A 14034-nucleotide genomic window follows, 5' to 3' on the forward strand; every position below is an offset into this window, starting at 1 on the left:
AGAGCTCCTCATGGCGGACACGACGGAACTGCTGGACTCGGGGGAACGGCTCGGCCCGGAGGCGCTGCGGGCACTGCAGCTGGAGCGGTTGCGGAGTTCGCTGCGGCACGCCTACGCCAACGTGCCCTTCTACCGGGAGTCCTTCGACAAGGCGGGCGTACGGCCCGACGACTGCCGTTCCCTCGCCGATCTGGCCCGCTTCCCGTTCACGGTCAAGGCCGACCTGCGCGAGAACTACCCGTACGGCATGTTCGCCGTGCCACAGGACCGTATCCGCCGTATCCACGCCTCCAGCGGCACCACCGGACGCCCCACGGTCGTCGGCTACAGCGACGCCGACCTCTCCCTGTGGTCCGACATGGTGGCCCGCTCCATCCGGGCGGCGGGCGGACGTCCCGGGGACAAGGTGCATGTGGCCTACGGCTATGGGTTGTTCACCGGTGGGCTCGGCGCACACTATGGGGCCGAAAGGCTGGGGTGTACGGTCATCCCCGCGTCCGGCGGTATGACGGCCCGCCAGGTCCAGCTGATCCAGGACCTCAAGCCCGACATCATCATGGTGACGCCGTCGTACATGCTCACCCTCCTCGACGAGTTCGAGCGGCAGGGCGTCGATCCGCGCGGCACATCCCTGCGGGTGGGCATCTTCGGCGCCGAGCCCTGGACCGAGCAGATGCGCCGCGAGATCGAGGAGCGGTTCGCGATCGACGCCGTCGACATATACGGACTGTCCGAGGTGATCGGGCCCGGGGTCGCGCAGGAGTGCGTGGAGACCAAGGACGGGCTGCATGTGTGGGAGGACCACTTCTTCCCGGAGATCGTGGACCCGATCACCGGCGAGGCGCTGCCCGACGGCGAGGAGGGCGAACTGGTCTTCACCTCGCTCACCAAGGAGGCGATGCCGATCGTCCGGTACCGCACCCGGGACCTGACGCGGCTGCTGCCGGGGACCGCCCGGGTGTTCCGGCGGATGGAGAAGATCACCGGGCGCAGTGACGACATGGTCATCCTGCGCGGGGTCAATCTCTTCCCCACCCAGATCGAGGAGATCGTGCTGCGCACCCCGGGTGTGGCACCCCACTTCCAGCTGCGTCTGACCCGGGAGGGCCGGCTCGACGCCCTCACCGTCCGGGCCGAAGCCCGCCCCGACGCCTCCCCCGAGACCCGGGACGCCGCCGCGCAGGCCATCGCGGCGGCCGTGAAGGACGGCATCGGGGTGTCGGTCGCCGTGGAGATCGTCGAACCGGAGTCACTGGAGCGCTCCGTCGGCAAGATCCGGCGGATCCAGGATCTGCGGCCCCGCTGACCATCCGCGCGGACCGGCCCCGGCTAGACGTCGGCGAACCGGTCCCGCAGCTCCCGCTTGAGGATCTTCCCGCTCGCGTTGCGCGGGAGCTCGTCCACGAACACCACCCGCTTCGGCGCCTTGAAGTGGGCGAGCCTCTCGCGCGCGTGGCCGATCAGTTCGGCCTCGCCCACCTCGCCGCGCGTCACGACGACCGCCGTGACGGCCTCGATCCACCGCTCGTCGGGCAGGCCGATCACGGCGACCTCGGCGACGCCCTCGTGCGTGTACAGCGCGTCCTCGACCTCACGTGAAGCGATCAGTACGCCCCCGGAGTTGATGACGTCCTTCACCCGGTCGACGATCGTGAAGTAGCCGTGTGCGTCCCGCACCGCGAGGTCGCCGGAGCGGAACCAGCCGTCGCGGAAGGCCTCGGCGGTCTCCTCGGGCTTGTCCCAGTAGCCCTCGCAGAGCTGCGGGGAGCGGTAGACGATCTCACCGGAGGTGCCGTCGGGTACGTCCTCGCCGTCCTCGTCCACGACACGGGCGTCGACGAAGAGAACGGTCCGGCCGCAGGAGTCCATCCGGCCCTTGTGCTCGTCAGGCGCCAGCACCGTGGCGAGCGGGCCGATCTCGCTCTGGCCGAAGCAGTTGTAGAAGGCCAGCGCGGGCAGGCGCTCACGCAGCCGCTCCAGGACCGGCACCGGCATGATCGAGGCGCCGTAGTAGGCCTTGCGCAGTCCGCCGAGGTCACGAGTGGCGAAGTCGGGTCGGTTGGCCAGGCCGATCCACACCGTTGGCGGGGCGAAGAGGCTGTCCGCGCGGCCCGCCTCGATCAGCTCGAAGAGGCGGTCGCCGTCGGGCGACTCCAGGATGACGTTGGTGGCGCCGACGGCCAGGTACGGCATGAGGAACACATGCATCTGCGCCGAGTGGTACAGCGGCAGCGAGTGGACGGGGCGGTCGCCCGGGCTCAGGTCCAGGGCGGTGATCGCGCTGAGGTACTCGTGGACCAGGGCGCGGTGGGTCATCATCGCGCCCTTCGGCAGAGCCGTCGTACCGGAGGTGTAGAGCAGTTGCACCAGGTCCTCGCTGCGCGGCTCCGGGCCGTCGTAGGCCGGCGCGGCGGCCTGCAGCGCCAGCAGCGAGTCGTCGGCGTCGCGCAGCGGCAGCGTACGGACGCCGTCGGGGAGCCGGTCGGCCAGGGCCGGGTCGGTGAGGACCAGGGTGCTGCCGGACTGGCCGACGATGTAGGCGAGGTCGTCGCCGGTGAGGTTCTGGTTGACGGGGACGTGCACCAGGCCCGCGCGGGCGCAGGCCAGGAAGGCGATCAGATAGGCGCCCGAGTTGTGCCCGTAGGCGGCGACGCGGTCGCCCCGGCCGAGGCCCTGGTCGAGCAGGACGCTCGCCGCGCGGGAGACCGCCGCGTCGAGTTCCTCGTACGTCCACACCTGTGCGCTGTCCTCGATCGCGATGCGCGCGGGGGTGCGGCGGGCGCTGCGGCGCAGTACTCCGTCAACCGTACTGCCGTGTCCTGGCGTCATGACACATGATCCTCGGTCCCTCGCGGAGACGGGTCAAGGCATGGGCCGGACACCCGACCGGGGAAACATACCCGTTGGTACGCTCAGCGGCTCCTTCCCTCAACGACGTTGGGAGGCACGATGCGCACCCGCCCCAGACGGCTCGTCGTCGCGGCCGTCGCCCTGTTCGCCACCGTGGCCGGCTTACCCGCGGCCGCGGCCGACCGGCACGAGTCGCAGGACCCACAGAAGCACCCCGCCCACGGCGGCCTGTCCGCCACGATCCGCTACACCGAGTACGGCATCCCGCACATCGTCGCCAAGGACTACAAGTCCCTCGGCTTCGGCACCGGTTGGGCGCAGGCCGCCGACCAGGTGTGCACGCTCGCCGACGGCTTCGTGACCGTACGCGGCGAGCGTTCGCGTTTCTTCGGACCGAAAGCGCCGACCGACTCCGCACTGTCCTCGGCGACGAGCAACCTCTCCAGCGACCTGTACTTCCGCGGCGTACGCCAGGCCCGCACGGTGGAGAAGCTGCTCGCCCAGCCCGCACCGCGCGGCCCGAGCCGTCAGGTCGAGGATCTGACGCGGGGCTTCGCGGCGGGGTACAACGCCTGGCTGAAGAAGAACCGGATCAACGACCCCGCGTGCAAGGGCGCCGCCTGGGTGCGCCCTGTCACCTCGCTGGACGTGGCGACCCGCTCCTACGCCATCGCGGTGCTCGGCGGCCAGGGCGGCGCCGTGGACGAGATCACCTCCGCCCGGCCGCCCGCTGCCTCCGCCGCCCGCGCCAAGGGCCTCGGGACGAGCCCGGACGCCGATGTCCTGATCCGGGCCGTGCGCGAGCGCACCTCCGACACGGACATGGGCTCGAACGCGGTCGCCTTCAACGGCGACACGACGGCGAACGGCCGCGGTCTGCTGCTGGGCAACCCGCACTACCCATGGCACGGCGGGCGCCGCTTCTGGCAGGCGCAGCAGACCATTCCGGGCGAGCTGAATGTGGCCGGCGCGTCGCTGCTCGGCTCGCCGACGATCGCCATCGGTTACAACTCCCATGTGGCGTGGAGCCACACGGTGTCGACCGGGGTGCCGTTCAATCTGCACCAGCTGACCCTGGATCCGGCCGACCCCACCGTCTACCTCGTGGACGGCGGACGCGAGCGGATGAAGAAGCGGACCGTGACCGTCGCGGTCAAGGACGGCACACCGGTGACCCGCACCCAGTGGTGGACCCGTTACGGCCCGGTCGTCGCCGCCACCGAGGCCGACGCCGACCTCCCGCTGACCTGGACCACCACGACGGCGTACGCGTTCAACGACCCCAACGCGGACAACCTCCGGTTCGCCGACACCTCGCTCGGTTTCGGCAAGGCGCGCGATACGGCCGGCGTTCAGCGTTCCCTCGCCCGGAACCAGGGCCTGCCGTGGGTGAACACGATCGCCGCGGACTCCTCGGGGCACTCCCTCTACACCCAGTCGCAAGTTCTGCCCCGGATCACCGACGACCTCGCGTCGCGGTGTTCCACGGATCTGGGCAGGGCCACGTATCCGGCGGCGGGTCTCGCGGTCCTCGACGGCTCCCGCGGCGCCTGCGCGCTGGGCAGCGACGCCGACGCCGTCCAGCGCGGGACGTTCGGGCCGGCCCGCATGCCGACGCTCAGGGACGCGGCGTACGTCGAGAACTCCAACGACAGCGCGTGGCTCACTCATGCGGACCAGCCGCTCACCGGCTATGAGCGAGTCTTCGGCGACATCGGCACACAGCGCTCCCTGCGCACCCGCGGCGCGATCGGGAACGTGGCGGCGATGGCTGAGCGGGGCGGTCTGACCGTCCGCGACCTGGAGCGCCAGCAGTTCGCGAACCGGGTGCCGGCGGCCGACCTGGCGGTGGCCGACTCGGCGAAGGCATGTGCCGCACTACCGGGCGGCACGGCAACAGGCAGTGACGGCAAGGCCGTTGACGTGTCCGAGGCATGCTCGGTGCTGGCAGCCTGGGACCGCACCATGGACACTGGCAGTCGGGGTGCCCTGCTCTTCGACCGGTTCTGGCGGAAGCTGTCGGCGAAGGTACCGGCCGCCCAGCGATGGAAGGTGCCGTTCTCGGCGGCGGACCCCGTCCGGACCCCGAACACGCTCAACACCGGCGCTCCCGGCTTCGCCACGGCCCTCGCGGACACGGTCGCCGAGCTCCGGGCGGCGGGCATCGCGCTCGACTCCCGCCTCGGCGAGCACCAGTTCGTCATACGGAACGGTCAGCGCATCCCCGTGCACGGCGGCACCGAGGGGATGGGCGTGTGGAACAAGATCGAGCCCGTGTGGGACCAGGCGCGGGGCGGCTACACGGAGGTGACGACCGGCTCCAGTCACATCCAGGCGGTGGGCTGGGACGGCAGCCGCTGTCCGGTGGCCCGAACGCTGCTGACGTACTCGCAGTCCTCGAACCCGAACTCGCCTCACTTCAGCGATCAGACCCGGCTGTTCTCGGGTGAGAAGTGGGTGACCTCGCGGTTCTGCGAGAAGGACATCCTGGCGTCGTCGGCACTGAAGACCGTCCACATACGAGAACGCTGAGTCAGTGTGGTCCCGTTCCACATGGGGCGGGACCACATATGAGTGACACACGGGATGCGCTGTGAATGCGCCATGCGTCCACGACGGTTGACGGAATGCTTCTTTTGCTTCCGCGTGCTCCCGTGCGCCCCTTTGGAGAAAGGTTTCGGGAAACCGAGAGCCACATGGACTGGGCAGGACTTGTCTCAAGTGTTCAAGTCCGGGGCACGTTTACCACTTTCGCGTGTCGCGTATGGCAGGAGGTTTTCATGAGTCATGCGGTGCCTGAACCAAAGCGAGCTTGGCGGACAGGAACTGCTCCAGGCATATTCCCACTCCTCGGCCACGGTATCGCGTTCTACCGACAACCGCTGGAGTTTCTGAATTCTTTGCCCGCGTACGGCGATCTGGTCGAGATACGACTGGGCCCCCAGCGCGCCTGGATGGTGTGCCACCCCGAGCTGACCCACGAGGTGCTCATGGATCCGCACACTTTCGACAAGGGGGGCCCGCTGTACGACAGGCTCGGGAAGCTGATGGGCGACGGCCTCGTCACCTGCCGCCAGCCTACTCATCGGGACAAACGCAAGCTGTTGCAGCCCGCTTTCCGGCCTTCTCACGTCGTCGACTACACGGACCTGGTCACCGAGGAGGCCGAGGCCGTGTGCCGCGCGTGGCCGACAGGTGAGACCGTTGCGGTCACCGAAGCGATGATGGCGCTCACGACACGGGTGACCAGCCGTGTTCTTCTCTCCGACTCGCTGGACGACCGCACGACCGCCGAGGTGCGGGACTGTCTCGCCGCGGTCGTACGTGGCCTGTTCGTCCGCACGGTCGTACCGATCGACACCCTGTTCCGCCTTCCCACCCCCGCCAACCGCCGCTACCGGCGCGCGCTCTCGCGCCTGCACGAGATCATCGACACGGCGATCGCGCAACGGCGTCAGAGCGCCGACCGCGACGACGTACTGGGCACTCTGCTGAAGGCCGCGAGCGGTGAAGGCGCGCCGGCTGCCATCACCGACCAGGAGGTCCACGATCACCTGATCACGCTGTTGCTGACCGGCGTCGAGACCCAGGCACTGACCCTGGCCAGCGCCTTCAGCCTGCTGGCCCTCCATCCGGAGGCGGAGCGACGTCTGCACGCCGAGCTCGACTCGCTCCTCCCCGAAGGCCAAAGGCCCGGTCCCGACGATCTGCCGCACCTCGTCTACACCCGGTGCGTCGTCTCCGAGACACTGCGCCACTCGTCACCCGGCTGGCTCTTCACCCGCGTGGCCACCAAGGAGACGGAACTCGCCGGATGCCGTCTACCCAAGGGAGCCGCCGTCCTGTACAGCCCTCACCTGCTGCACCACGATCCCTCGTCGTTCCCCGAGCCCGAGCGTTTCGACCCCGACCGCTGGTTGCCGGGGCAGCCCACCGCCGAACAGCGTCGCGCGATGATGCCGTTCTCCGCAGGCAACCGCAAATGCATCGGTGACGAGTTCGCGATGGTGGAGGCCACCCTGGCGCTCGCGACCATCGCCGGGCGCCGGCGCCTGCGTCATCTGCCGGGGTATGCCGATCAGAAACCGCGCCCCGGGATCACGATGGGGCCGCGTTCACTGGTCATGACCTGCGAGCCCCGTTCCCGTATGCCCGCCGCCGCCTCGCGCGCGCCCCGAGCGACAGCCGCTCCGTGCACATCGGATACCCGAACGGCAGGTGATCACGTTGTCGACAACGCATGAGGAAATCACGCTCGGCCTACCGGACGGAATGCCCCTCTCCAACCTCCGGGACCTGATCGACACCCACCTCCATATGCCTTTTCCGCTCCGGCGGAACCCTCATGAATCCGAAGCCGCGATCGGCGTCGACGCCTGGCTGAGGGTGTGGGGGCTGACGGACGAACCGGATGTGGCGGCGATGATCGCCCGCACTCGCCCCGCCGAACTCGCCTGCTACACCAGCCCCAGCGTGGATTCCGGGGTCCTTCAGATCGTGGCCCATCAGATCGCCTATCAGTTCGTCTTCGACGACCTTGCGGAAGACCTCGGCCGACGCTCTCCGAGCAGGCTGCTGCCCATGCTGTGCGAGAGTGTCGCGATTCTGCGGGAGGGCCGGCCGCCCAGCACTCCCCTCGGGGCCGCCCTGGCCGATCTCCATCGACAGGTCCGGGAACACTGCACACCCGCACAGGCCGCGCGATGGGCCTGGCAGAGCTGTGAATACGTGCACGGCCTGTTGTACGAGGCCGTGGCCCAGACCCACCCGCTGCTCCTGCGCACCGGCGACTGCACGTCCATACGGTCACTGACCGCGGGTGTCGAGCCGTTCTACCCGCTCTACGAGGGCGCCTGGGCACGTGAACTGACCGCCGCCGAGGTACATCATCCCGTCGTGCGGCGGCTGAGCCGGCTGTCGGCCGACGCGGCGGTGTGGACAGCCGACCTGTTCTCCGCGGTGAAGGAGCAGCGCGCGGGCGAAGTGATCAACCTCGCCCTGGCCCACCAGCGCGAACAACGGTGCTCTCTGCAGGCGGCCGTGCTCCTGGCCATCGGGGAGATCAACAGCACGGTCGAGACGTTCCAGAGGCTCTATGCCGGGATCAAACCGGCGTTGAGCCCGGCGGGCATCGGCTACGTGGAAGGCATGATCGGCTGGATCCGCGGCTGCTACGACTGGGCCCGCACCGTGCCGCGCTACGCGGATGTGACGTCGGTGCCCGCCGTGCCGTAGCCCCTTCTGGCGTGCTCCGGCTTCAGCGCCACCCGGGAGACGTCCATCTGTGTCGATTACCCAGCGGGCGGGCGTTCTCCCACCTTCCGTTCACGATTCACCCTATGGTGCCCAATCCGACCTGCCGCACGTCCACGAGGCGTACGCTCGGCTCCTCCGAGCCGAACGAGAGAAGGCGGTACGGCACATGGCGATGGAGCCTCGGCACCCGGTCACCGAACAAAGGACGTTGATCGAGCGCCGACGGGAACTTCAGGCCCTCGACGCCGCGTTCAAGGAACTGCGACGCACCACGGACGGTGTGCCGCAAGCCAGGCGCAGGGGACTGCTCGCCTTCAGCGGACCGGCCGGACTGGGCAAGACGGCACTCATGACGGAAGCACGTCACCGGGCCCGGGCATCGGGGTTCACCGTGCTGTCGGGCAGGGGCGGGGAGAAGGAGCAGGGGTCGGCATTCCGCGTGGTGCGCCAGCTGGTGCAGCCCTGGCTGGCGCGGATGGAGGGAGCGGAGCTCCGGGCCTTTCTGGGCAGTTGGTACGACGTGATGGCCGCCGTGCTCGGTCTCGAAGCGAGGGGTCCCGCCCCGGCACCGGACCCGACCGGGGTCCGCGAAGGTCTCGACTGGGTCATGACGTGCCTCACCATCAAGAAGGCGCCCGTTGTCCTGCTCCTGGACGACCTGCACTGGGCGGACGCCGAATCCTTGAGCTGGCTCGATTCCTTCGCCTCACGGGTCGACGACCTGCCCCTGCTGATCGTGGTCGCCTACCGGCCCGACGAACTGCCCTCCGAAGCGGGCGAACTCCGTACGCTCGTCGGACATCACGGGGACCGCCCCCACGACCTCGCATGTCTCACCGCCGACGGCGTGGCGCAGATCGTCAGGAACGAAGTCGGCGAGAGCGCCGAGGACGTGTTCTGCAAGGAATGCTGGTCGGCCACCGGTGGAAGCCCCTTCGAGACGGTGGAGCTCGCCATCGGACTCGGCGAGCGGAACCTGAGCGGCAGCGAGGACGACCTGCCCGCGATGCGTGAACTCGCCGCGGCGATCAAGGGCCCGGGACTGATCGAACGTCTGGACGGGCTCGACACCGCGACCGTCCGCTTCGCGCACTCCGCCGCCGTGCTGGGTTCGCCCTTCTCACCACAGCTCGCCGCGGCCATCGCGGTGCTCGGCGACGAGACCGCCGCCGAGGCGGCCCAGAAACTGCGGGCGGCCCGGGTCCTCACCGACGGCCATGGCCCGGAGGGTGAACTCGAGTTCGTGCACCCGCTGATCGCCACGACCATCTACCGTTCCATCCGCTCGGGCTTCCGGGCCGGTCTGCACAACGCGGCCGCGGACGCCGTCCTGAACGCGGGATACGGCCCCACCGTCGCCGCCCGGCATCTGCTGGAGGTGCCCTGCGAGGGCAGCCCCGAGACGGTCGAATGTCTGCGCGAGGCCGCTCGTGAGTACCTTCGCGCCGGGGCGACCGAGGCCGCCCGGCGCCTGCTGACCCGCGCGCTGCAGGAGCCGCCCCTCCCCGAGGACCGTGCCGCGGTCCTGCACGAACTCGCGTGCGCCACGTTCCTGATCGAGCCCACGGCCACGGTGCGGCACCTCCGCCAGGCGCTGGCGGAGCCCGACGTCGACCCCGACCTGCGCGCCTCCATCGTCTATCGGCTGACGACAGCGCTCGCCCATACCGATCGGATGGCCGAGGCCGCGACCGTGGCCGCCGAGGAGGCCCGGCAGGCCACGAATCCGCGCGTCAAGCTGCGTATGCAGGCGGATCAGTTCGTCTGGAGCACGATGCGCGCCGACGATCCCGACTCACCCGCCCGTTCCCGGACACTGGCGCGGCTCGCCGAGCAGCTACCCGGCCGCAGCCTGGAGGAGCGCTACATCCTGGGACTGCGGGCCTGGGATGCCGTCCTGCGCGGCGAACCGCGGCAGACCGCCCTCACGTACGCGGAGAAGTCCCTGCGCGGCGGCATGAGCTGGACCGACGAGAGCCGGGGCTTCGAGGTACCCCTTTCGGTCGCCCTGGTGTTCATGTACGGCGACCAGCCTCGACGGGCCGAGGAGTTGTTCGAGAAGGGCATCGCCGAGTGCGTGGGCAAGGGCTGGCACGGCTCCCACCTGGCCTTCGGCCAGACCATCGCCGGCTATGTCCGCTACCACCGCGGTTGTCTGGCCGAAGCCGAGGACCTGGTCCGGGAAGGCCTGCGCATCGCCGACAAGGTGGAAGGCGTCGTGGCCGCCCAGTGGTACGGCGTCAGCGTCCTGATCCAGACGTTGCTGGCCCGTGGGCGCATCACCGAGGCTCGCGCACTCGCCGACGACCACCACTTCGGTGAGATGGCTCCGAACGCCATCATCTATCCCGACCCGCGCACCGTGTACGCGGAACTGCTCCTGGCGGAGGGACGGCACTCGGAGGCAGCGACGCTGCTGTCCGCGGTAGGGGAATGGCTGGACGGCCGGGCCTGGCGCAACCCCGCCTGGTGCCCGTGGCAGCTGCGGCTCGCCACCGCGCTCGCGCCCACCGCCCCGGACGAGGCGATCGCCCACGCCCAGGACGCCGTCCGCCGCGCCCGCGACTTCGGCGCCGCCTCCACCCTCGGTCAGGCCCTGCACACCCTCGCCGAGGTGACCGGCGGGCCGGCGGCACTCGATCTGTACGCGGAGGCGGTGGACCACCTGGAGCGGTCCCCCGCCTCCTACGAACTCGCTCGCGCCCAGGTCGGCCACGGCGCCGCGCTGTCCCGCAACGGACGGCTCCAGGAGGCCGCCGACCGGCTCTACCAAGGGCTGGAAGGCGCCGTCCACTGCGGGGCCGAGGCACTGGCCGCCCGCGCCCGGGAGGAACTCTCGGGTGCCGGTCTGCGCCCGCTGCCCCTGCGCTATGTGCAGGCGGACACCCTGAGCGTGCGGGAACGCCGTACGGCCGAACTGACCGTCGAGGGACGCCCTGTGGCGGTGATCGCCAAGGAGCTGAACCTGACCGAGCAAGGCGTGCGGCAGTTGCTGTCCAGCGTCTACCGCAAGATCGGCACCGACGCGGCCGGCCTCGCCAGGGCCCTGGAGGCCCCTCCTCGTTTGCGTCCCTGACGTCACACGGGGCGCGTGCGTCCCTCCCAGTACGGATCCCGCAACCGTCGCTTGTACAGCTTCCCGTTGGGATCGCGCGGCATCTCGGCGATGAAGTCGACGCTCTTGGGCCGTTTGTAGCCGGCGAGTTGCCCGGCGCAGTGGTCCAGGAGCGCGGCGGCGAGGGCGGGGCCGGGCTCGTGGCCGGGGGCCGGTTCGACGACGGCCTTGACCTCCTCGCCCCATTCGTCGTGGGGAATACCGAAGGCGGCGGCGTCGGCGACGGCCGGGTGGGCCAGCAGGACGGACTCGATCTCGGCCGGGTAGATGTTGACCCCGCCGGAGATGATCATGTCGATCTTGCGGTCACGGAGGAAGAGATAGCCGTCCTCGTCGAGATAGCCGAGGTCACCGACGGTGAAGAAGTCGCCGATGCGGTTCTTCTTCGTCTTGGCCTCGTCCTTGTGGTAGGCGAAACCTCCCGTGTTCATCTTCAGGTAGACGGTGCCGAGTTCGCCGGGCGGCAGCCGCTTGCCGTCGTCGTCGAAGACGGCGAGTTCGCTGATCGGCCAGGCCTTGCCGACCGTGCCGGGCTTCTTCAGCCAGTCCTCGGCCGTCGCGAACGCGCCACCGCCCTCACTGGCGGCGTAGTACTCCTCCACACAGGGGCCCCACCAGTCCAGCATCGCCCGCTTCACATGGTCGGGGCAGGGGGCGGCCCCGTGGATGGCGTGCCGCATGGACGTGACGTCGTAGCGGGAACGTGTCTCTTCCGGGAGCGCCAGCAGACGGTGGAACTGTGTCGGGACCATATGAGTGTGCGTGCACTTGTGGGTGTCGATGACGCGGAGCATCTGTTCGGGTGTCCACTTGTCCATCAGCACCAGCCCGTGCCCTATGTGCAGGGACGCGCCCGCGAACTGGAGCACGGCCGTGTGGTACAGCGGCGAACAGACGAGGTGCACGTTGTCGTCGAACGGCTTGATGCCGAAGATGCCGAGGAAGCCGCCCAGGTACGCCTCCTCGGGGGGCTTGCCGGGCAGGGGGCGGCGGATGCCGCGGGGGCGGCCGGTGGTGCCCGAGGTGTAGTTCATGACCCAGCCGAGCGTGCGGTCGGCGGGCGCGGACTCCGGCTGCCCGTCGAGGAGTTCGGCGTACGGCCGGAAGCCGTCGACCTCGCCGACGGCGTACCGGTGGGTCGCCGGGAGACCGGCCTCGTCGGCGGCCTGGCGGGCGGGGCCGGCGAACCGCTCGTGGGAGATGAGCACCTTGGCGCCGGAGTCGGCGACGATCCAGGCGATCTCGGGGCCGACGAAGTGATGGTTGACGGGGACCAGATAGAACCCGGCCTGGGAGGCGGCCAGGTACGCCGTGAAGAACTCGACGCCGTTGGGGAGGACGACCGCGAAGGCGTCCCCCCGCCGGAGTCCGGCCGCGCGCAGGCCGTGCACCAGACGGTTGGTGGCGGCGTGCAGCCGGCCGGCCGTCCATCGCTCGCCGTCGGGGGCGACGAGGACCGTGCGTTCGGGGTCGGCGGTGGCCTGGGCCCAGAAGCCGACGGGCGGGGTGCTGACGGCGGGTGCCGCGGATGTGCTGGTCACTGGCCGCTCCTTCCGGCGATGCGGTTGATGCGGTCGACGGCTCGTTCGAAGCCGCGGGTGAGGTCGTCGAAGACGGCTTGGACAGTTCGTTCGGTGTTCATCCGGCCCACGATCTGGCCGACGGGCGTGCCGAGCAGCGGTGCGATCTCGTACTTCTGGATCCGGGAGACGGCCTCGGCCACGAGCAGTCCCTGCAGGGGCATGGGAAGGGTGCCGGGCCCGTTCGGGTCGTCCCAGGCGTCGGTCCACTCGGTGCGCAGCTGCCGTGCGGGCTTTCCGGTCAGGGCGCGCGAGCGGACCGTGTCGGCGGAGCCGGCCGCCAGCAGTTTGGCGGTCAGGGCGGACGAGTGCAGATCGGCTTCTGTGGTGGTCAGCCATATGGAGCCCAACCACACACCCTGAGCGCCGAGGCTCAGTGCGGCGGCCACCTGTTGGCCGCTTCCGATGCCCCCGGCAGCGAGCACGGGCAGGGGGTCTACCGCCTCGACCACCTCGGGGGTGAGAACCATGGAGGCGATGTCACCTGTGTGGCCGCCCGCCTCGTAGCCCTGGGCGACGACGATGTCGATGCCCGCGTCTTTGTGTTTGCGGGCGTGCCGGGCGCTGCCCGCGAGCGCGGCGACGAGCACGCCCCGGTCGTGGGCCCGCTCGACGATGTCCACGGGCGGTGAGCCCAGGGCGTTGGCGAGCAGCTTGATCGGGTAGTCGAGGGCCACGTCGAGCTGGGTGCGGGCGACCTGCTCCATCCATCCGGTGATACGCCAGCCGGAGGCCTCCCCCTCGGCGAGTTCGGGCACGCCGTACTTGGCGAGGGTGTCCTTGACGAACTCCCGGTGCCCCTGGGGGATCATCGCCTCGACGTCGGCCTCGGTGACGCCTTCGACCTTCTTCGCCGGCATGACGACGTCCAGGCCGTATGGCCGGCCCTCGACGTGGGCCTCGACCCAGTCCAGGTCGCGTTTGAGGTCGTCGGGGGCCGTGTAGCGGACCGCGCCGAGCACTCCGAAACCGCCGGCCCGGCTGATGGCCGCGGCGACGGCGGGGAACGGCGTGAAGCCGAAAATGGCGTGCTCGACTCCCAGTTTCTTGCTCAGCTCCGTCTGCATGGGCGCAGGATGCCGCAGACCCCCGGACGACGGAAGGCCTTTTCTGATACACCGTCAGATCTCTTGCGGCGACTGCCCCGTTGACACGGCCCACTCCTGACACGAAAGTTTCACCACGCAAGGTGATCCCGGAAAGATACTTTCAGCCGTAGCGGCGGGAGGACCC

At 69.8% G+C, this 14034-nt stretch carries 8 protein-coding genes; 5 read left to right on the forward strand and 3 right to left on the reverse strand.

The annotated features are described in order from the left end of the window. Positions 1-10: 10 nt before the first annotated feature. Complete coding sequence (paaK, locus tag ACFQ6S_RS09480; RefSeq protein ID WP_383405483.1) at positions 11-1306, forward strand: phenylacetate--CoA ligase PaaK; 1296 nt, start codon at positions 11-13, stop codon at positions 1304-1306. 23 nt (positions 1307-1329) lie between these two features. On the opposite strand, the gene ACFQ6S_RS09485 is transcribed toward paaK, so the two are convergent. Beyond that, the gene (locus ACFQ6S_RS09485; protein ID WP_383405485.1) at positions 1330-2829 is read right to left on the reverse strand and encodes an acyl-CoA synthetase; all 1500 of its coding nucleotides are present in this window, start codon (positions 2827-2829) and stop codon (positions 1330-1332) included. Positions 2830-2949: 120 nt separating this feature from the next. Between ACFQ6S_RS09485 and ACFQ6S_RS09490 the strand changes: the two genes are divergently transcribed. From ACFQ6S_RS09490 to ACFQ6S_RS09505, 4 genes are all read left to right on the forward strand, one after another. Further along, positions 2950-5382, forward strand: coding sequence for a penicillin acylase family protein (locus tag ACFQ6S_RS09490; protein WP_383405487.1), 2433 nt, complete (start codon positions 2950-2952; stop codon positions 5380-5382). A gap of 164 nt (positions 5383-5546) precedes the next feature. Continuing rightward, positions 5547-7094: a cytochrome P450 gene (locus tag ACFQ6S_RS09495; protein WP_383405489.1), complete on the forward strand. Its 1548-nt coding sequence runs from the start codon at positions 5547-5549 to the stop codon at positions 7092-7094. Positions 7095-7167: 73 nt separating this feature from the next. Further along, a complete protein-coding gene (locus ACFQ6S_RS09500) occupies positions 7168-8085 on the forward strand; it encodes a (-)-alpha-amorphene synthase (protein WP_383405491.1) in 918 nt (305 codons plus the stop codon). 187 nt (positions 8086-8272) lie between these two features. Then, complete coding sequence (locus tag ACFQ6S_RS09505; protein WP_383405493.1) at positions 8273-11182, forward strand: ATP-binding protein; 2910 nt, start codon at positions 8273-8275, stop codon at positions 11180-11182. A gap of 2 nt (positions 11183-11184) precedes the next feature. Here ACFQ6S_RS09505 and ACFQ6S_RS09510 read toward each other — a convergent pair whose 3' ends face one another. Together ACFQ6S_RS09510 and ACFQ6S_RS09515 are read right to left on the reverse strand one after the other, a co-directional pair. Beyond that, on the reverse strand, positions 11185-12762 hold the full coding sequence (locus ACFQ6S_RS09510; RefSeq protein WP_383405495.1) for an acyl-CoA synthetase: 1578 nt from the start codon (positions 12760-12762) through the stop codon (positions 11185-11187). Beyond that, entirely contained in the window at positions 12759-13868 is a 1110-nt protein-coding gene (locus ACFQ6S_RS09515; protein ID WP_383405496.1) for a nitronate monooxygenase, read from the reverse strand. Before ACFQ6S_RS09515 ends, ACFQ6S_RS09510 begins: the two co-directional genes overlap by 4 nt. Positions 13869-14034: the final 166 nt, after the last annotated feature.

This window comes from Streptomyces sp. NPDC056479, assembly GCF_042795335.1.
GTDB lineage: Bacteria > Actinomycetota > Actinomycetes > Streptomycetales > Streptomycetaceae > Streptomyces.

What these genes read in the sequence shown, in the direction of transcription:
- ACFQ6S_RS09485 (WP_383405485.1), bottom strand. Translation starts at nt 2,829, where the DNA reads ATGACGCCAGGACACGGCAGTACGGTTGACGGAGTACTGCGCCGCAGC.
- paaK (WP_383405483.1), top strand. Translation starts at nt 11, where the DNA reads ATGGCGGACACGACGGAACTGCTGGACTCGGGGGAACGGCTCGGCCCG.
- ACFQ6S_RS09490 (WP_383405487.1), top strand. Translation starts at nt 2,950, where the DNA reads ATGCGCACCCGCCCCAGACGGCTCGTCGTCGCGGCCGTCGCCCTGTTC.
- ACFQ6S_RS09500 (WP_383405491.1), top strand. Translation starts at nt 7,168, where the DNA reads ATGCCTTTTCCGCTCCGGCGGAACCCTCATGAATCCGAAGCCGCGATC.
- ACFQ6S_RS09515 (WP_383405496.1), bottom strand. Translation starts at nt 13,868, where the DNA reads ATGCAGACGGAGCTGAGCAAGAAACTGGGAGTCGAGCACGCCATTTTC.
- ACFQ6S_RS09495 (WP_383405489.1), top strand. Translation starts at nt 5,547, where the DNA reads ATGGACTGGGCAGGACTTGTCTCAAGTGTTCAAGTCCGGGGCACGTTT.
- ACFQ6S_RS09505 (WP_383405493.1), top strand. Translation starts at nt 8,273, where the DNA reads ATGGCGATGGAGCCTCGGCACCCGGTCACCGAACAAAGGACGTTGATC.